Origin of the sequence: Methylobacterium sp. Leaf113 (assembly GCF_001423325.1) — a bacterium.
Taxonomy (GTDB): Bacteria; Pseudomonadota; Alphaproteobacteria; order Rhizobiales; family Beijerinckiaceae; genus Methylobacterium.
This window is the reverse complement of sequence record NZ_LMNJ01000053.1, coordinates 57,589-74,597: the sequence shown is the minus strand read 5'-3', so window position 1 is coordinate 74,597 and position 17,009 is coordinate 57,589. Positions and strand designations below refer to the sequence as shown.

Genomic DNA, 17,009 nt, shown 5'->3' with positions numbered 1-17,009 from the left:
ACGTCCGGCCGTCATGGCCGTCCTCCTCGCAGCGGCGACGCCCTGGCCGGCGGTGGCGGCCGACGATTGGCCGATGTTCGGCCGCGACCACACCAACCAGCACTTCTCGCCGCTGACCGGGATCGACCGCGGCAACGTGACGTCGCTGCGTCCGGCCTGGATCTTCCAAACCGGCATCACCGGGTATTTCCAGGCGGAACCGGTGGTGGTCGGGACGACGCTCTACGTCTCCACCACGCAGAATCACGTGGCCGCCCTCGATGCCCGCGACGGCCGGGTGCTGTGGACCTACACCCACAAGGCCCGCACCGAGAAGATCTTCGGCCCCCCCTCGAACCGGGGCGTGGCGGTCTCGGACGGCAAGGTCTTCGAGGCCACGATGGACGGGCGCGTGATCGCTCTCGATGCCGCAACCGGCAAGGTCCTGTGGGACCACGAGGCGGTGCGCCCGGAGGAGGGTGAATCCGAGACCGCCTCGGCCCTGGCCGAGGGGCTCGGAGCCGGCACCGTGCAGGGGTCGAGCCGCCTCGGCTTCAAGATGCCGCCGCTGGTGGCCGACGGTCTCGTCATCGTGGGCGTGGCGGGGGCCGGCTACGGCCTGCACGTGGAAGACGCCAAGGGCGGCCTCGACGGCGGCGCGGTGGTGGGCATCGAGGGCGGCTACGGCCGCCGCGGCTGGCTCGCCGCCTACGATGCCGCCACCGGGGCCGAGCGCTGGCGCTGGTACGTCACCAAGGCGGACGGCTGGGAGGGGGATTTCTCCGCGACGACGCCGGACGGCGTCGCGCTTCATCGCGACATCGCGGCCGAGAAGGCGGCCGCCCCGGCGCACCGGGAGGCCTGGCGCGTCGGTGGCGGCTCCCTCTGGATGACGCCGGCCTACGACCGGGACCTCGGGCTGATCTATGTCGGCACCGGCAACCCGGCGCCGCAGAATTTCGGTCTCTCGCGCCCGGGCGACAACCTCTACACCATGAGCCTCGTCGCCCTCGACGTCCGCACCGGGCAGCTGCGCTGGTACTACCAGCAGGTCCCGCACGACGAGTGGGGATACGACGTGGCGAGCCCGCCCTTCCTGCTCGACCAGCCGACCCCACAAGGACCGGTCAAGGCCGTGGCGCAGGGCTCGAAGACCGGCTGGCTCTACGTCCACGACCGCTCAACCGGCAAGCTCCTGACGAAGTCCGCGCCGCTAATCGCGCAGAAGAACCTCTACGCCCCGCCGACCGAGGCCGGCACGGTGGTGAGCCCCGGCCCCCTCGGGGCGATCTCCTGGCACCCGGTCGCCTACGATCCGCGCGCCGGCACCGCCTTCGCGCAGGTCCGGCATGGGGCCACGACCTACGTGGTGAAGACCGTGGCGGCTGCCGCCGACCGCCCGGCGATCCGCTACACCGAGACGACCGAGGCCAAGGACGAGCCCAGCTTCAGCACCCTGACGGCGGTGGACCTCGCCAGGGGCGGCGCGATTAAGTGGAGCGTGAAGGGCGGCAGCCGCCTCTCCGGCGGCACGCTCGCCACCGCCTCCGGCCTCGTCTTCTCCGGCGAGGAGGACGGCCATCTCGATGCCCACGATGCCGGGACCGGCGCCGTCCTGTGGCGCTTCCAGTGCGGCGCGGGGATCGGCGGCCCGCCGATCACCTATGCGCTCGAAGGCCGGCAATACGTCGCGGTGGCAGCCGGGGGCGCCTCCTTCACCAAGGGCTCGGGCTTCGGCACCGGCGACGCACTGGTGGTGTTCGCGCTGCCGGACGGAGCGCCTGTTCGCCCGTGATCGGATGTGAAATGACGGCGCGGGCGGCGCGCGGCTTGCGTGGGCCGCCCCTCGCAACCAGAGACTGCACCATGACGACCGACGCCGCCGAACCGCACCAGCCCGAGAATCGCGGGCCGCCGGTGGTCCGCACCATCGCCATGCCGGCCGATACCAATCCGGCCGGCGACATCTTCGGCGGCTGGCTGATGGGGCAGATGGACCTGGCCGCCGGCAACATCGCGGCGCGGCGCTCGCGCGGGCGCTGCGCAACCATTTCGGTCGAGGCCATGACGTTCCACCGCCCCGTGATCGTCGGCGACGAAGTCAGCATCTACGCCTGGATCGTGCAGGTCGGCCGCACCTCGATGCGCATCCAGGTCGAGGTCTGGCGGCGCGAACGCGAGGGCGAAACGACCATGAAGGTGACGGAGGGGCTGTTCACCTTCGTGGCGATCGGCGCGGACCGCCGCCCCCGGGTGATCCCGACCGAGTCCGCATCGGTCCCGGCGTGAATCGGTTCGGCCGATCGCGGCGCGCAATGCTCGGCGGTGCGCTCGCGTCGGGCGGTGCCCTCATCCTCGGCGAACGCTGCGCCTCGGCCGCCGCCCCGTCCTGGTCGGCCGACAGCCTCAACGCGGCGGCCGCCCGCACGGGCCTCGCCTACGGCGCGGCGGTGAACGGCGTGACCCTGCGCCAGGACCCCGCCTACGGGCGGGCGCTGGCGCGCGAGGCCGGCATCCTCGTGTCCGAAAATGCGATGAAGCTCACCTATGCGTGGCGGACGCCGGAGAACCTGGATCTCAGCTATGCGGACGAGGTCGCGGCCTTCGCGCGCGCCAACCGGCAACGCCTGCGCGGCCATACCCTGGTCTGGCACGAGGGCCTGCCCGCCTGGGTCGAGGCCCGGCTCCGGGCCGGCGAGGGCGAGGCCTTCCTGCGCCGCTGGATCGACGCCATGGCGGGGCGCTATCGCGGCCGGATCGAGGCCTGGGACGTCGTCAACGAGATCTGCGGGCCGCAGGACGGACGCGCCGACGGGCTGCGGCGCACGCCCTGGCTCGATGCGCTCGGCCCCGGCTACGTCGATCTCGCCTTCCACCTCCAGCACGCCGTCGCGCCCGACGCGGCGGGGGTCTGGAACGAGAACGACCTCGAACTCGATGCCGACTGGATCGATCAGCGCCGCGCCATGGTGCTGCGGACACTCGAGGGGATGCGCCGGCGCGGCGTGCCGATCCGCCGCCTCGGCCTGCAGGGTCACCTCTACGCCAAGCATCCGCTGAACCAGGACAAGCTCCGGCGCTTCCTGGCCGAGGTCGCGGGCCTCGGGCTCGCCATCGAGGTGACGGAGTTCGACATCAACGACCGGACCTACCCGGCCGATCTCCCGGCCCGCGACCGGGCCGTATCCGACCTCGCCCGCCGCTTCCTCGACGTGGTGCTGGATGAGGCGGCGGTCCTCAACGTGCTGACCTGGGATATCACCAACCGCAACACCTGGCTGAACACCAACCCGGAGCGCCGGCGCGCGGACGGCCTGATGCAGCGCGCCCTGCCGCTCGATGAGGCATTCGCGCGGACGCCGCTCTGGTCGGCGATGCACCGGGCCTTCTCGGGCGCGCCGGACCACCGCAAGGCCCGCGACGCCCTGCGCGGTGCGTGACGCTCAGCGGGCGATCATCCGGGCCTGCTGCGGCCGGTCGCCCGCGTGCTGGCGCAGGAAGGCCGCCATCTCGGCAAGCTCCGGGGCCTTGGAGCGGAAGGTCACCGACAAGGCCAGCAGGGTGTCGGCGTGGTCGAGCCCGGCATAGATGCGCTCCTGCACCGGCACCCGGGCGTCGCGAAGGCGGGCAGCGAGGTTGCGGGTGTTGGACGGCCGCACGGTGGTGTCGCCGTCGCCGCTGGCGAGGAAGGCGGGCGGGGACCGCGGACCCGCGAAGGTGATGGGTTGGGTCGCCGCCTTGTCGGGGGCCTCACCGAACAACTCTGTGGCGGTGCCGGCATCCAGCGGCAGGAAATCGTAGGGACCGGACAGGCCCGCGACGGCGCGGATCACGCGCGGATCGACGCCGGCCCGGCGCAGGTAGCTGGGATTCACCCCGAGCATCACCGCGTTGTAGGCCCCGGCGGAATGTCCCGCGAGGACGATCCGGCGCGGATCCCCACCATAGGCGGCGATGTTCTGCTCGACCCAGGCCACGGCCTGCGCGCCATCGTCGAGGAAATCGGGGAAGCGGACCTCCGGATAGAGACGATAATCCGGCAGCACCGTCACGAACCCCTGGGCGGCCAGCGCCTGCCCGACGAAGGCATAATCTTCCTTCGAGCCATTCTTCCAGGAGCCGCCGTAGAAGAAGACCAGCACCGGTGCGCCGGCCGCGCCGGCCACCGGCGTGAACACGTCGAGGCGCTGGCGCGGATGCGTCCCGAACGCCGCGTTCTTCAGGCTGAGACGGCCGCCCTGGTCTCGGGGTCCGATCGCGTCGAAGAAGGCGAGGGGCGAGCAGGCCGTGATCCCGATCGCGACGAGGGCGAGAGCGGCAAGGCTGGCAAGGACGGCAAGGACCCGGGTCATGCATCTCTCTGTTGGCGCGCGTGCCCCCTGTGACAGGGCTGGCGCGGCGGATTCATGGCGCGATTGGGACGCCGGAGCGGTGCAGCGCCCCGATCAGGTCCTGAGTACGAGGCAGGCGCCGCCGACCTGGCGGATCTTGCCGCACAGGATGTCGGCCGCCTCGCGGCTCTGGGCCGGTATGCGGATGCGGTAGAAAGCGCGCGTACCGCGGCTGCGCAGACGTGTGCCGATGATCATCGGGCGAACATCGCCGATGACGCTTGTGTAGAGCTTCCGTGTCCGCGTGAAACTCTGCAGCGCCAGGGCCTTCGAGAAGTTTCCGGCGAGCTGGATGCCCCAGGGCGCTGCCGGTCCCTCGTTGCCGCCCAACGCGAAGCGATCGCCGCGCGACGGAATCCGCAGGGCCGCCGTCACCTTCAGGCAGCTCGTCTCGGACTCGGCTTTAGGCTCGGTCTCCCCTCTGGCCTTGGTGTCGGCCGATTCCGGGGCCGAATCCCGGTCCCGCGGCGGGTCGCCCTCCGGCATCTCGACCGCCGTTCCGGGTCGCCACGCCTCGGCGGGCGCACCCGTGATCGCCAGCACGTAGTTGCGCGTCTCCGTCGGCAGGCCGCCGGTGCCCGCGAGCCACGACGACACACGCCCGGGTCCACCGTTATAGGCCGCCGCCGCGAGGCCGAGATTGCCGAATTGCCGGTTCAGGTCGGCGAGCAGGTGGGCCGCGTGGGGAATCGCCTGCTCGGGATCGAAGGGATCGGTCAGGCCGCGCTCCCGGGCCGTGCCGGGCATGAACTGCGCCACGCCCTGCGCGCCCACCGGGCTCACGGCGCTGACGCGGAACGCGCTCTCGCGCCAGATCAGCCGCGTCAGGAACGGCACGGGCAGCCCGCGCGCCTTGGCCGAACCCTCGATCAGCCGGCACAAGGCCTGCTCCACGGTCTCGGTCGCCCCCTCGGCGGCGGCAAGGGCCGGACACGGCACGAACGCCGCGAGGACGAGGAGAAGGGCGGCGGGAATGAATCTGAGGAACGCGGTCACCGCCGGGTTGTAGAGCGCGCGCGTCGCCGATCAATTCCCAGCGCGCGGAGACAAGGGCGGGGGTCGCGTCGATCCGCGTTCGCCGATCGGTGGCACCCACGCTATAACCCTGACGCGAACGCTTTCCGCCCCACTCCAGAACAGGCCTCGATGACCGCTACGCTCCTCGACGTACAGGACCTGTCGGTCGCCTTCCGCTCGCGCGAAGGCGAGACCCGCGCGGTGGACGGGGTCAGCTTCACCATCCAGCCGGGCGAGACCCTGGCGCTGGTCGGCGAGTCGGGGTCCGGCAAGTCGGTCACCGCTCTCTCGATCCTGCGTCTTCTCGATGGCAGCGCCCATCATCCCGGCGGCCGCATCCTGTTCAAGGGCCAGGACCTGCTGGCCCTGCCGGAGAAGCGCCTGCGCGGCATCCGCGGCGCCGACATCACCATGGTGTTCCAGGAGCCGATGACCTCGCTGAACCCGCTGCACACGATCCAGCGGCAGATCGGCGAGGTGCTGGAAGTGCATCGCGGCCTGTCCGGCCGCAAGGCACGGGCGCGCATCCTCGAACTGCTCGAATTGGTCGGCCTGCGCGACGCCGAGCGCCGCCTGAACGCCTATCCGCACGAATTGTCGGGTGGCCAGCGCCAACGGGTCATGATCGCCATGGCGCTCGCCTGCGAGCCCGACCTGCTGGTGGCCGACGAGCCGACCACCGCCCTCGACGTGACGGTGCAGGCGCAGATCCTCAACCTGCTGGCCGACCTGCAGAAGCGCCTCGGCATGGCGATGCTGTTCATCACCCACGACCTCGGCATCGTCCAGCGCATCGCCGATACCGTCTGCGTCATGCTCGCGGGACGCATCGTCGAGGCGGGCCCGGTGGCGGAGATCTTCGCCCGGCCGCAGCACGACTACACCCGCCGTCTGCTCGCCTCGGAGCCGAAGGGCCGTGCCAACCCGGTGCCGGCCGATGCCGCGCCCCTGCTGGAGGCCGGCCCCCTCAAGGTCTGGTTCCCGATCCGCGAGGGCTGGCTGCGCCGGACCACCAGCCACGTCAAGGCGGTCGACGGGGTGTCCCTGCGGGTGCGGGCCGGCGAGACCGTGGGCGTCGTCGGCGAATCCGGCTCTGGCAAGACCACCCTCGGACTCGCCCTCCTGCGCCTGACCGGTTGCGAAGGCCCCATCGTCTTCCTCGGGCGCTCCATCGCCGGCCTGCCGCCCGCCGCGATGCGCCCCGTCCGCCGCGACATGCAGGTGGTGTTTCAGGACCCCTACGGCTCGCTGTCGCCGCGCATGACCGTGGCCGACATCGTGGCGGAGGGTCTGGTGGTCCAGGGCGCCGTGCGGACGCGGGCCGAGCGTCACGCGGTGGTCGCGGGGGCGCTCACCGATGTCGGCCTTGATCCCGCAACCATGAACCGCTACCCGCACGAGTTCTCGGGCGGCCAGCGCCAGCGCATCGCCATCGCGCGCGCCATCGTGCTGAAGCCGAAATTCATCGTCCTCGACGAGCCGACCTCGGCCCTCGACCGCTCGGTCCAGGCCCAGATCGTCACCCTCCTGCGCGACCTCCAGCGCGAGCGCGGCCTCGCCTACCTGTTCATCAGCCACGACCTGAAGGTGGTGCGGGCGCTGGCGAACTACGTCCTCGTCATGCAGAACGGCCGGGTGGTGGAGGAGGGGCCGGCGGAGGCGATCTTCGCCGCGCCCAAGACCGCCTACACCCAGGCCCTGTTCGCCGCGGCCTTCGACCTGCAGAGCGACACCGTCGCCGACCCGATCCCGGCCTGAGGGGAGGGGGATGCCGCGCGCTTTCCTCATCGTCCTCGATTCCGTCGGCATCGGCGGCGCCCCCGATGCCGACCGCTACGGCGATTCCGGGTCCGACACCCTCGGGCACATCGCCGAAGCCTGCACCCAGGGACGCGGCGACCGGGCGGGCCTGCGCGCCGGAGCGCTGACGCTGCCGCATCTCGGCGCGCTCGGCCTCGGCCTCGCCGCACGGGGGGCGACCGGAACGCTGCCGCCGGGGCTCGATGCCATCGGCCCGGTGCAGGGCGCCTACGGCCACGCGATCGAGACCGCCGCCGGCAAGGACACGCCCTCAGGCCATTGGGAGATCACGGGCGTGCCGGTCCGTGAGCCCTGGGGCTATTTCCCCGTCACGGTTCCGGCTTTCCCGGCCGCGCTCACGGACGCGCTGATCGCGCAGGCCGGCCTCCCCGGTATCCTCGGCGATTGCCACGCGGCCGGCACCGCCATCATCGACCGTCTCGGCGCCGAGCACCTCCGCACCGGCAAGCCGATCTGCTACACCTCCGCCGACAGCGTTTTCCAGATCGCCGCGCACGAGGAGAGCTTCGGTCTGGAGCGCCTCTACGCCACCTGCCGGATCGCCCGCGATCTCTGCGACGCCTACCGGGTCGGCCGGGTCATCGCCCGCCCCTTCGTCGGTACCGAGCGGGAGGGTTTCCGGCGGACCGCCCACCGCAAGGACTACGCCGTCGAGCCGCCCGGCCGCACGCTCCTCGACACGCTCGCGCAATCCGGCCGGTCCGTCGTCAGCGTGGGCAAGATCGGCGATATCTTCGCCCACCGGGCGACCGGGCGGGAGATCAAGCCCGCGGGCAACGCCGCCTGCCTCGACGCGGCGCTGGCGGCCTTCGCGAGCCTGCCGGATGGGGGACTCGTCTTCCTCAACCTCGTCGATTTCGACACCGACTATGGCCATCGCCGCGACGTCCCGGGCTATGCCGCCGAACTCGAAGCCTTCGATGCGCGCCTGCCCGAGATCCACGCCGTGCTCCGATCCGGCGACCTCTGCGTGATCACGGCCGATCACGGCAACGATCCGACCTGGACCGGGACCGAGCACACCCGGGAGCAGGTGCCGGTGCTGGCCTTCGGGCCAGCGGTCGCGCCGGGGCCGCTCGGGCGACGCGAGAGCTTCGCGGATATCGGCGCGACGCTGGCGCGGCATCTCGGCGTCGCGCCGCTGGCGGCCGGACGATCCTGGCTCGAATGATCTGCCGGCTTAAATGATATCCTGGCTCGACGTGATGCCACCCGAGGGAACACCATGAGGGACGAAGATGACGGCGCGCCCCGCAGGGCGATTGCGCATCGGGTCGGGGAACCGCTCGATGCCCTGTCGGTGACCGATCTCGCGGAGCGGATCGCCCTGCTGACCACGGAGATTGCGCGGCTGGAGGCGGCCCGCGCCGCCAAGGAAGCCGCCCTCAAGCGGGCGGATTCGCTCTTCCGCCTGTAAGGAAAGTCTTTGCCTCCGCGCCATTTTCGGAAGGAATTTCGGTTCTCCCCCAAATGGGGGATGATGCTCCTGCACCCCTGCGCTTCTATGCGACGCGTTGAGACACGTGAGGGTGGCGATGCTCGAGAGATGGACGATGGCTCCGTGGATGCGTCGGCGACTGGCTCGGCACGTCGAGCGGGGTTCGAGCGACCGAGTGATCGCCTGCCTGATCACTTCGGCGCTCACGCCCACCGCCGGGGAAGTTCCCGTCAGACCGGCTCTCGGCGGACCGGCCGCGGACTACGACCTCTCGAACGTCATCCTGTTCCGGGCGCTCGCCGTCCGGAATCCGACCGGCGCCGCGTCGCGCGCCCCGTGACCGCATCGCTCATCGGATCAGGCTGAACCCCGAGATCAGGCGCGCGAGATCGACCTGTCGGGTGACGCCGGTCTTGGCGAAGATCGCTTTGACCTGACTGCGGATCGTCTCGTGCGCGACCGATTGCTGGGCGGCCAGGAGCGCGATCGTAGCCCCGTCGGCGATGCCGCGGGCGATCCGGGCCTCGGCGGCGGTCAGGTCGAACAGGCCCGCCAGGAGTTCGGTGCCGGGAACCGGGCGCGGCAGGACGGGCGCCGCCAGCATCAGCATCGTTCCGCCGCCGAAGACATCCTGGGCGAGGCCGCGCACCGGCAGCAGGTGCATCACCATCGCGGGGTTGTCGGCATCGGCGGGGACCGGGATCGAGCGGGCCGCGTTCGCCCGGCGGCCCGAGAGCACGTCCGACAGCAGGGCATCGGCGCCCGGATGGCTGAGGGTGACCCGGTCGCGCTGATCCCGGACCACCCGCGGCACCAGCCCGGCGAAGGCGGCGTTGCGGTTGTGCAATCGGCCGTCCGCGCCGAGGACGGCGGCCGGAAGGCCCAGCACCTCCAGGGCTTCCACCGCCGCACGGGCCCGTTCGAGCTTCAGCCGCGCCGAGACCAGGGCGGCGCGTCCGAGATGCGGCCGCAGGGTGTCGAGGACCCGCATCGCCTCTGCCGGAACCGGCCCGTCCACGAAGCGCCGCTCGATGCTGAAGATGAGTGTGTCGCCCGTCGAGAGCGGGCAGGCGGTCGCGGTTCCCCACCCGAGGCCACGCGGGCGCAGGAAGTGCTGGATCAGGACGTCCTGCTCCAACTCCTCGGGGGTGTAGACGTCCTGTTCGCGCACGAACCCGGCGTGGCGAGCGGCCAGCAGGCGCGCGGTCCGCTGGCCAGCGCTGCTCCAGCCCCCCGATGCAAAATCCGCCATGACTTGGTCGAGGGATTTCGAGTTGATCCAGCGGTGAGATCTCAGATCAGAGGCAATCAAAACTGTGCCTTGCGCACCGGCGATCCCGGCGAGCTGATCCAGCACGGAGGGCCAAAGTTCGGGAAGGACCGCCGCCTCGTAGATGAGATCCGTCAGGCTCTCGAAATCAATCTGCGCAGATCCCTCAGGCACGGCTCTTGATCCACCCCGGGACGATATTCTGTATTCTACCCACCATGAGTCTAAAATCTGCTTTTCAGCAAGGCGATTTGACGAGTCGATCCCGGCTCCGGACTTCGGTCGGGCCGGATTGCCGGCCCCTGCGTCGCGGAAGTCACGGCGACGTTCGCGGGTGAGGTCCTGCCCGGCGCTTGCATCATCGTCGCCCATTCATCTCGGCCTTTCCATCTGTGTTGCCCATGGATGCGCCTGATCCGCGCAGCGGAAGCTGCCTCGAAAAACGGTTCTTCGTGTTAGGGGAGGGAGCGTGGGTTCCTGTGAAGGAACCTTGGGCCGGGCCGGCAGGTCATGTCGGTTCGGGCCGGGGGCGAGGAGAGTGGCGTGCGGCATTGGCGCGAGGGGCCGGGGGACCGGCGGAGCTACCACCACGGCAACCTGAAGGAGGCCCTGATCGAGGCTGCCCGCCGCTTCATCGCGGAACGCGGCATCGGCGGCTTCACCCTGGTGGATGCCGCCCGCCTCGTCGGTGTCACTCCGGCTGCCCTGTATCGCCACTTCCGCGGTCGGGAAGCCCTGCTCGAAGAGGTCGCGGGTCGGGGCTTTGCCGATCTCGCCGAACGTCTGGCCCGTGCGCTCACCGCCAAAGGAACGCCCCTGGAGCGGTTCACCCGGATGGGTGAGGCCTACCTGGCCTTCGCCGAAGAGGAGCCCGGCTATTATGCGGCGATCTTCGAGACCCGCGGCCTGAGCGCCGGCGTGCCGAATGCGGAGGCGAGCGTACGCCCCAGTCCGTTCGACCTGCTGGTGGACGCCCTGCAATCGACCTTCCCCGAAGGCTTCGGCGGCGTCGCACCCCGCTTCATCGCCCTGGAGGTCTGGGCCCTCGCCCACGGACTCGCCACCCTGGCGGCGTCCGGCCATCTGCCGAAAGGCGCCGGCATGCCGGACAAGTACGAACTGCTGCGTGCCGGCGTCCTCGCCCTCGTCCACGGGGCTGCGACCGGAGGGCGCGGAACCAGCGCAACGACCTGAGGGGCGACCCCTTGAAAGCAGCGCGATCCGTCCGCAAGTGAATGTCGTTCACATTTACATTGGAGTCGTGAGCCGTGAGTCTGTCTTCCTCCTCCCCCTTCACCTCCGGGAAGGTCTGCCGCAGCGGCCCCTTCCCCAAGCGGTCCCTGGAAATCGGCGCGATCGTCGTCGCGTTCGTCTATTGGTGGCCGCTCGCCGCCGCCTACATCGCCTGGAAGGTCGCGGGTTACCCTGCGCTCAGCGAACTGCGCGGCTTGGCCGGCCGCGGGGCCGCGTGGAACGCGGGCGCCGCGCGCTCGCGCTTCGCCGCCGCGTTCGAGGCCGCCAACGGCACGTCGACGGGCAATCTGGCCTTCGACGCCTACCGCCGCAGCGAGCTCGAGCGTCTCGACGCGCAGCGCCGCGCCCTCCAGGAGGAGAGCCGCGAGTTCGCCGACTTCGTCGAAGAGCTGAAGCGGGCCAAGGACCGCGAGCAGTTCGACGCTTTCATGCAGAAGCGCCGCAGCGCGGACACGACCCGCTCGGTCTGAGCGTCGTCTCCGGCGAGCGCTGAATACCGAGGGCTTCCGGTTCAGGCCGGGAGCCCTTTTTCACGGGCGCAATCCGTCCGAAGACCTCGCTCGCAATCCCGCGATGCTCTAGAAATCCGGTTTCGGTCTTGCCTCGGTCTCCCGCCGCTCAGGATCAGACCTCGGCTTGATGGAGATCCAGCGATGCAGGCAGCCGCCGCGACGGTCCGGGTGGTGGACCACCCCCTCGTGCAGCACAAGTTGACCCTGCTGCGTCAGCGTGAGCGCTCGACCAAGGGCTTCCGGCAGATCCTCAACGAGATCGGCATGCTGCTGGCCTACGAGGTCACCCGCGACCTGCCGCTGGAATCGGTGACGATCGAGACCCCGATCCAGTCGATGGAGGCCCCGCAGATCGCAGGCAAGAAGCTGGTGCTGGCGCCGATCCTCCGGGCCGGCGTCGGCTTCCTCGACGGCATGCTGTCCCTGGTGCCGTCGGCCCGAGTGGCGCATGTGGGTCTCTACCGCGATCCCGAGACGCTGGAGGCGGTGGAGTATTACTTCAAGGCGCCGTCCGACCTCGTCGACCGGACCGTGCTGGTGCTCGATCCCATGCTGGCGACGGCGAACTCGGCGGTCGCCGCCATCAACCTCCTGAAGCAGCGGGGCGCGCAGGACCTGCGTTTCGTCTGCCTGCTGGCGGCGCCGGAAGGCATCGCCCGCCTGCAGGCAGCCCACCCGGACGTCCCCGTCTGGACCGCCGCCATCGACAGCCACCTCAACGACCACGGCTACATCGTGCCCGGACTCGGCGATGCCGGCGACCGAATGTACGGCACCCGCTGAACTCCGCGCCCCCCCTCCCTTGCCAATCGGGATGCCGGCCGCAGATGACGGGGCTCCCTGGAGACACCCTGCGATGACCGCCAGCCTGCCCGAGACCATGCGTCAGATCCGCTACGCCGCAGCCGGCGGGCCGGACGTGCTCACCCTCGAAACGGTGCCGCTGCCGCAGCCCGGCCCCGGTCAGGTGCTGATTGAGGTCGTGGCCGCCGGCATCAACCGGCCGGACATCCAGCAGCGCGAGGGCAAGTATCCGCCGCCGAAGGGCGCCACCGAGATTCCCGGCCTCGAAGTCGCCGGTCGCATCGTCGGCCTCGGCGAAGGCGCGACGGGCTTCGCGCTCGGCGACGAAGTCTGCGCCCTGGTGATCAGCGGCGGCTATGCCGAGTTCGCGGTGGCCGAAATCGGGCAATGCCTGCCGAAGCCGACATCGCTCAGCCTCGTCGAGGCCGGCGGCCTGCCGGAGAACTACTTCACCGTCTACAGCACGGTGATCGAGCGCGGTCGCCTGAAGGCCGGCGAGGCCTTCCTGGTCCATGGCGGATCGAGCGGCATCGGCTCGACCGCGATCCAGATCGCCAAGCATCACGGCGCCCGCGTCTTCGCCACCGCCGGGTCGGCCGAGAAATGCGACTTCTGCGTCAAGCTCGGCGCCGAGGCCGCGATCAACTACCGCGAGGCCGATTTCGTCGAGGAGGTGAAGCGGCTCACCGACGGCAACGGCGTCGACGTCATCCTCGACATGGTCGGGGCGCCCTACCTCGCCAAGAACCTCTCGGCCCTCGCGATCGAGGGGCGTCTGGTGCAGATCGCCTTCATGCAGGGCTACAAGGTCGATGCCTTCAGCATGACGCCGATCATGATGAAGCGCCTGACCTTCACGGGCGCCACCCTGCGCGCCCGGCCCAAGCCCGAGAAGGCGGCGATCGCCGAAGGCCTCGCCCGGGATGTCTGGCCGCTGCTGGAATCCGGCACGATCCGGCCCGTGATCCACGCCACCTTCCCGTTGGAAGAGGCACGAAAGGCCCATGAGCTGATGGAATCCAGCGCCCATCTCGGCAAGATCATGCTGGTGACCGGCCGCTGAGCCGGACCTGGACGGGAACTCCGCTCTCGACCCTCGCGTTTCAGACCCGAGCAACAATCACGAGCCCGGTTCCGCGGAATCGACGCTCGGGTCGAAACAGCGGTCTTCAGGGCCGTTCAAGCGAGGATCGCATGGCAGACAATCTACACGGCCAGGAAGCCCGGCAGGGCAAGCGCGGCAAGCCGGTGCTCTACGTCCTCGTCGCCAGCCTGGTGCTGCTCGCGATCGCGATCACCGGCCTGATGACGTGGCAGGGCGCGAATTCGCCGAAGGACTACGCCTCGCAGAGCCAGGATGCTTCCCGCCAGGAAGTGACGGGCTCGGTGAAGGGCGATTCGAACGCGACGTCGTCGTCGAATACCGGTTCGGTGCCGGCCTCGAACCCGGCCTACCCGGCTCCGGCCCAGCCCGCGGCCAACGGCAACAAGCAGTAGGACGAGATTCCCGTCTGTGCCGGTCCGCCTCAGCGGGTCGGCACGGGCGTTTCACCGCGATAATCGTAGAAGCCGCGCTTGGATTTGCGTCCGAGCCAGCCGGCCTCGACGTATTTCACGAGAAGCGGGCAGGGCCGATACTTCGAATCGGCAAGTCCCTCGTACAGCACCTGCATCACCGACAGGCAGGTATCGAGGCCGATGAAGTCGGCGAGCTGCAGCGGACCCATCGGGTGGTTCGCGCCGAGCCGCATCGCCGTATCGATGGACTCGACCGAGCCGACACCCTCGTACAGCGTATAGATCGCCTCGTTGATCATCGGCAGCAGGATGCGGTTGACGATGAAGGCCGGGAAATCCTCCGACATCGTCGAGATCTTGCCGAGCTTGGCGATGAAGGCCTTGGCCGATTCGTAGGTCGGGTCTTCCGTGGCGATGCCGCGGATCAGCTCCACGAGCTGCATCACCGGCACCGGGTTCATGAAGTGGATGCCGATGAAGCGCTCCGGCCGATCGGTCGATGCCGCCAGCCGGGTGATCGAGATCGACGAGGTGTTCGTCGCGATCAGGGCGTCCGGCCTCAGTGAGGCGCAGAGCGCGCTGAAAATCTGGCGCTTGGTCGCTTCGTCCTCGGTCGCGGCCTCGATCACGAGGTCGCAGGGCGCCAGATCGTCGAAGGTCTCCGCTGCGACGATGCGGGAGACGGCCGTCCGGCGCTGCTCGTCCGCGATGGTGCCCTTGGCGACCTGACGGGCGAGGTTGCCGTCGACCGTGGCGAGGCCGTTGTGGATGCGCGCCGGGTCCCGGTCGTTCAGGCGGACGTCCAGGCCGGCCATCGCGCACACATGGGCGATGCCGCTGCCCATCTGCCCGGCGCCGATGATGCCGACCGTCCTGATATCGATGCCCATCGTCTGCACTCGCACCCCTGAGGGCGTCCCCTCGTCGCCGACCGGGCCCCCCGCCCGGCCGCCCGGAACGACCGTGTCGCTTATAACGTCCTGCGGCGGCAGCGTCCTAGAGCAATTCCACCTCGCGCGACCACCCTTCGCCCGGGACGGCCGGTGTGAACAGCGCAGACCGGCCGTCTCGGGCGTTCGTCTCAGCCCTTGGCCTTGGCGATCTCGGCCTGCAGCTCGGGCACGATCTGGAACAGGTCGCCGACGAGGCCGTAATCGGCCACCTGGAAGATCGGAGCGTCCTCATCCTTGTTGATGGCGACGATGACCTTGGAGTCCTTCATGCCGGCCAGATGCTGGATCGCACCGGAGATGCCCACGGCGACGTAGAGATCGGGCGCCACCACCTTGCCGGTCTGGCCCACCTGCCAATCGTTCGGGGCATAGCCCGCATCGACGGCGGCGCGGGAGGCACCGACCGCGGCTCCGAGGCTGTCGGCCAGAGGCTCGATCAGCTCCTTGAACTTGTCGGACGAGCCGAGCGAACGGCCGCCGGAGACGATGATCTTGGCCGCGGCCAGTTCCGGGCGGTCGGACTTGGCGATCTCCTCGCCCTTGAAGCTCGACTTGCCCGACGAGGCGGCGGCCTGGACCGGCTCGATCGCGGCGGCCGCGCCGCCTTCGCCGGCCGGCTTGAACGCCGCCATGCGAACGGTGATCACCTTCTTGCCGGCGCCGGCCTGGACGGTCTGGATCGCGTTGCCGGCGTAGATCGGACGCTCGAAGGTGTCGGGCGAGACGACACTGATGATGTCGGAGATCTGCGCCACGTCGAGGAGCGCGGCCACGCGCGGGAGTACGTTCTTGCCGGTGGTGGAGGCCGCGGCGACGATCACGTCGTAGGGCTCTGCCAGGGCGACGAGCAGCGCGGCGGTGGGCTCGGCGAGGAGATGGTCGTAGATGGCGTCCTCGGCCAGCAGCACCGTCTCGACCCCGTCGAGCTTGGCGGCGGCCTCGGCGGCCGGGCGACTGCCGGCGCCGGCCACGAGAGCATGCACGGGAGCGCCGAGGGCGGTCGCGGCCGTCAGAGCCTTGAGGCTCGCGTCGCGGACGGCGCCATTGTCGTGCTCGATGAGAAGAAGGGTGGCCATGGTGTGCGAACCTCGAAATCGATCAGCGGGAGGGTCCCGGACCCCGATCGCCCGCCGCAAACCTGCGGCGGGCCGTGAAACCGATGGGTGGCGTCGGGCTCAGAGAACCCCGGCCTCGCCCTTCAGCTTCTGCACGAGTTCGGCCGGGGACCCGACCTTGATGCCGGCCTTGCGCCCGGCGGGCTCGACCGTCTTGAGCACGGTGACGCGCGGCGTCACGTCGACGCCGAGCGCGTCGGGCGCCAACTCCTCCAGCGGCTTCTTCTTGGCCTTCATGATGTTGGGGAGCGAGGCGTAGCGCGGCTCGTTCAGGCGCAGGTCGGTGGTGACGATGGCGGGCAGCGTCAGCGACACGGTCTGCAATCCGCCGTCGATCTCGCGGGTGACGTCGATCGAGCCCTCGCCGAATTCGAGCTTGAAGGCGAAGGTGCCCTGCGGCCAGTCGAGGAGCGCGGCCAGCATCTGGCCGGTCTGGTTCGAATCGTCGTCGATCGCCTGCTTGCCCAGGATGACGAGGCCGGGGGCCTCCTTCTCCACCAGAGCCTTCAGGATCTTGGCGACGGCGAGGGGCTCGACGAGGCCGTCGGTCTTCACCAGGATGGCCCGGTCCGCGCCCATGGCGAGTGCGGTGCGAAGCGTCTCCTGCGCCTGCTGCGGGCCGATGGAGACGGCGACGATCTCGGTGACCTTACCCTTCTCCTTCAGACGGATCGCCTCTTCGACGGCGATCTCATCGAAGGGATTCATCGACATCTTGACGTTGGCAAGATCCACGCCCGAACCGTCGGCCTTGACCCGGATCTTGACGTTGTAGTCGACGACCCGCTTGACGGGCACCAGAACCTTCATGGCGTTCACTCTCCTCCGCGCGGACGGTTATTGTTCGATCAGGTCGGCGCGGCGCGCAAAGGCCCCCCGGCACAACCGAAGGTCTGGACCCTGATCATTGAAGCGGCGGACCGTAACGGCCTCATTT

Annotated in this window: 18 protein-coding genes; 12 read left to right on the top strand and 6 right to left on the bottom strand. The window is 69.9% G+C overall.

The window, feature by feature from the left end; all coding sequences use genetic code 11:
- The first annotated feature begins 13 nt into the window (after positions 1 to 13).
- The 3 genes from ASF60_RS21990 to ASF60_RS21980 all read left to right on the top strand — a co-directional run bounded on the left by ASF60_RS21990 (position 14) and on the right by ASF60_RS21980 (position 3,419).
- Positions 14 to 1,774: a pyrroloquinoline quinone-dependent dehydrogenase gene (locus ASF60_RS21990; RefSeq protein ID WP_056190219.1), complete on the top strand. Its 1,761-nt coding sequence runs from the start codon at positions 14 to 16 to the stop codon at positions 1,772 to 1,774.
- A gap of 71 nt (positions 1,775 to 1,845) precedes the next feature.
- Positions 1,846 to 2,268 carry an acyl-CoA thioesterase gene (locus tag ASF60_RS21985; protein WP_056190217.1) on the top strand — a complete coding sequence of 141 codons (423 nt, stop codon included), beginning with the start codon at positions 1,846 to 1,848 and terminating at the stop codon, positions 2,266 to 2,268.
- Positions 2,269 to 2,294: 26 nt separating this feature from the next.
- Complete coding sequence (locus ASF60_RS21980; protein ID WP_056190215.1) at positions 2,295 to 3,419, top strand: endo-1,4-beta-xylanase; 1,125 nt, start codon at positions 2,295 to 2,297, stop codon at positions 3,417 to 3,419.
- A gap of 3 nt (positions 3,420 to 3,422) precedes the next feature.
- Here ASF60_RS21980 and ASF60_RS21975 read toward each other — a convergent pair whose 3' ends face one another.
- Both ASF60_RS21975 and ASF60_RS21970 read right to left on the bottom strand, forming a co-directional pair.
- Positions 3,423 to 4,331, bottom strand: coding sequence for an alpha/beta hydrolase (locus ASF60_RS21975; RefSeq protein WP_056190212.1), 909 nt, complete (start codon positions 4,329 to 4,331; stop codon positions 3,423 to 3,425).
- Between the two features lie 93 nt (positions 4,332 to 4,424).
- Positions 4,425 to 5,366: a lytic transglycosylase domain-containing protein gene (locus tag ASF60_RS21970; RefSeq protein ID WP_056190210.1), complete on the bottom strand. Its 942-nt coding sequence runs from the start codon at positions 5,364 to 5,366 to the stop codon at positions 4,425 to 4,427.
- Between the two features lie 150 nt (positions 5,367 to 5,516).
- On the opposite strand from ASF60_RS21970, the gene ASF60_RS21965 reads away from it, so the two are divergent.
- The 4 genes from ASF60_RS21965 to ASF60_RS24855 all read left to right on the top strand — a co-directional run bounded on the left by ASF60_RS21965 (position 5,517) and on the right by ASF60_RS24855 (position 8,986).
- Entirely contained in the window at positions 5,517 to 7,145 is a 1,629-nt protein-coding gene (locus ASF60_RS21965) for an ABC transporter ATP-binding protein (RefSeq protein ID WP_056190208.1), read from the top strand.
- A gap of 10 nt (positions 7,146 to 7,155) precedes the next feature.
- Positions 7,156 to 8,379, top strand: coding sequence for a phosphopentomutase (locus ASF60_RS21960; protein WP_056190204.1), 1,224 nt, complete (start codon positions 7,156 to 7,158; stop codon positions 8,377 to 8,379).
- A 54-nt stretch (positions 8,380 to 8,433) separates the two neighbouring features.
- Positions 8,434 to 8,625, top strand: coding sequence for a DUF1192 domain-containing protein (locus tag ASF60_RS21955; RefSeq protein WP_056190202.1), 192 nt, complete (start codon positions 8,434 to 8,436; stop codon positions 8,623 to 8,625).
- Positions 8,626 to 8,773: 148 nt separating this feature from the next.
- On the top strand, positions 8,774 to 8,986 hold the full coding sequence (locus tag ASF60_RS24855; RefSeq protein WP_056481757.1) for a hypothetical protein: 213 nt from the start codon (positions 8,774 to 8,776) through the stop codon (positions 8,984 to 8,986).
- 9 nt (positions 8,987 to 8,995) lie between these two features.
- Here ASF60_RS24855 and ASF60_RS21950 read toward each other — a convergent pair whose 3' ends face one another.
- Positions 8,996 to 10,090 (bottom strand): helix-turn-helix transcriptional regulator, encoded by a 1,095-nt coding sequence (locus tag ASF60_RS21950; protein WP_082503764.1) that lies wholly within the window; start codon positions 10,088 to 10,090, stop codon positions 8,996 to 8,998.
- 369 nt (positions 10,091 to 10,459) lie between these two features.
- Between ASF60_RS21950 and ASF60_RS21945 the strand changes: the two genes are divergently transcribed.
- The 5 genes from ASF60_RS21945 to ASF60_RS21925 all read left to right on the top strand — a co-directional run bounded on the left by ASF60_RS21945 (position 10,460) and on the right by ASF60_RS21925 (position 13,983).
- On the top strand, positions 10,460 to 11,110 hold the full coding sequence (locus tag ASF60_RS21945) for a TetR/AcrR family transcriptional regulator (protein ID WP_056190417.1): 651 nt from the start codon (positions 10,460 to 10,462) through the stop codon (positions 11,108 to 11,110).
- Between the two features lie 74 nt (positions 11,111 to 11,184).
- A complete protein-coding gene (locus ASF60_RS21940; protein WP_056190199.1) occupies positions 11,185 to 11,640 on the top strand; it encodes a DUF2852 domain-containing protein in 456 nt (151 codons plus the stop codon).
- Between the two features lie 183 nt (positions 11,641 to 11,823).
- Positions 11,824 to 12,465, top strand: coding sequence for a uracil phosphoribosyltransferase (gene upp / locus ASF60_RS21935; RefSeq protein WP_056190198.1), 642 nt, complete (start codon positions 11,824 to 11,826; stop codon positions 12,463 to 12,465).
- Positions 12,466 to 12,538: 73 nt separating this feature from the next.
- Complete coding sequence (locus tag ASF60_RS21930) at positions 12,539 to 13,549, top strand: NAD(P)H-quinone oxidoreductase (protein ID WP_056190196.1); 1,011 nt, start codon at positions 12,539 to 12,541, stop codon at positions 13,547 to 13,549.
- A 131-nt stretch (positions 13,550 to 13,680) separates the two neighbouring features.
- Positions 13,681 to 13,983 carry a hypothetical protein gene (locus tag ASF60_RS21925; protein ID WP_056190194.1) on the top strand — a complete coding sequence of 101 codons (303 nt, stop codon included), beginning with the start codon at positions 13,681 to 13,683 and terminating at the stop codon, positions 13,981 to 13,983.
- Between the two features lie 29 nt (positions 13,984 to 14,012).
- Here the strand turns inward: ASF60_RS21925 and ASF60_RS21920 are convergent, their stop codons facing one another.
- The 3 genes from ASF60_RS21920 to ASF60_RS21910 form a co-directional block, all read right to left on the bottom strand.
- Positions 14,013 to 14,894 carry a 3-hydroxybutyryl-CoA dehydrogenase gene (locus tag ASF60_RS21920; RefSeq protein WP_056190193.1) on the bottom strand — a complete coding sequence of 294 codons (882 nt, stop codon included), beginning with the start codon at positions 14,892 to 14,894 and terminating at the stop codon, positions 14,013 to 14,015.
- Between the two features lie 191 nt (positions 14,895 to 15,085).
- A complete protein-coding gene (locus ASF60_RS21915) occupies positions 15,086 to 16,033 on the bottom strand; it encodes an electron transfer flavoprotein subunit alpha/FixB family protein (protein ID WP_056190191.1) in 948 nt (315 codons plus the stop codon).
- Positions 16,034 to 16,132: 99 nt separating this feature from the next.
- Positions 16,133 to 16,882 (bottom strand): electron transfer flavoprotein subunit beta/FixA family protein, encoded by a 750-nt coding sequence (locus ASF60_RS21910; RefSeq protein ID WP_056190189.1) that lies wholly within the window; start codon positions 16,880 to 16,882, stop codon positions 16,133 to 16,135.
- Between the last annotated feature and the right edge of the window lie 127 nt (positions 16,883 to 17,009).

Coding starts and splice junctions, on each gene's coding strand:
- ASF60_RS21990 (WP_056190219.1), top strand. CDS start 14: ATGGCCGTCCTCCTCGCAGCGGCGACGCCCTGGCCGGCGGTGGCGGCC.
- ASF60_RS21985 (WP_056190217.1), top strand. CDS start 1,846: ATGACGACCGACGCCGCCGAACCGCACCAGCCCGAGAATCGCGGGCCG.
- ASF60_RS21980 (WP_056190215.1), top strand. CDS start 2,295: ATGCTCGGCGGTGCGCTCGCGTCGGGCGGTGCCCTCATCCTCGGCGAA.
- ASF60_RS21975 (WP_056190212.1), bottom strand. CDS start 4,331: ATGACCCGGGTCCTTGCCGTCCTTGCCAGCCTTGCCGCTCTCGCCCTC.
- ASF60_RS21965 (WP_056190208.1), top strand. CDS start 5,517: ATGACCGCTACGCTCCTCGACGTACAGGACCTGTCGGTCGCCTTCCGC.
- ASF60_RS21960 (WP_056190204.1), top strand. CDS start 7,156: ATGCCGCGCGCTTTCCTCATCGTCCTCGATTCCGTCGGCATCGGCGGC.
- ASF60_RS21955 (WP_056190202.1), top strand. CDS start 8,434: ATGAGGGACGAAGATGACGGCGCGCCCCGCAGGGCGATTGCGCATCGG.
- ASF60_RS24855 (WP_056481757.1), top strand. CDS start 8,774: ATGCGTCGGCGACTGGCTCGGCACGTCGAGCGGGGTTCGAGCGACCGA.
- upp (WP_056190198.1), top strand. CDS start 11,824: ATGCAGGCAGCCGCCGCGACGGTCCGGGTGGTGGACCACCCCCTCGTG.
- ASF60_RS21930 (WP_056190196.1), top strand. CDS start 12,539: ATGACCGCCAGCCTGCCCGAGACCATGCGTCAGATCCGCTACGCCGCA.
- ASF60_RS21925 (WP_056190194.1), top strand. CDS start 13,681: ATGGCAGACAATCTACACGGCCAGGAAGCCCGGCAGGGCAAGCGCGGC.
- ASF60_RS21920 (WP_056190193.1), bottom strand. CDS start 14,894: ATGGGCATCGATATCAGGACGGTCGGCATCATCGGCGCCGGGCAGATG.
- ASF60_RS21915 (WP_056190191.1), bottom strand. CDS start 16,033: ATGGCCACCCTTCTTCTCATCGAGCACGACAATGGCGCCGTCCGCGAC.
- ASF60_RS21910 (WP_056190189.1), bottom strand. CDS start 16,882: ATGAAGGTTCTGGTGCCCGTCAAGCGGGTCGTCGACTACAACGTCAAG.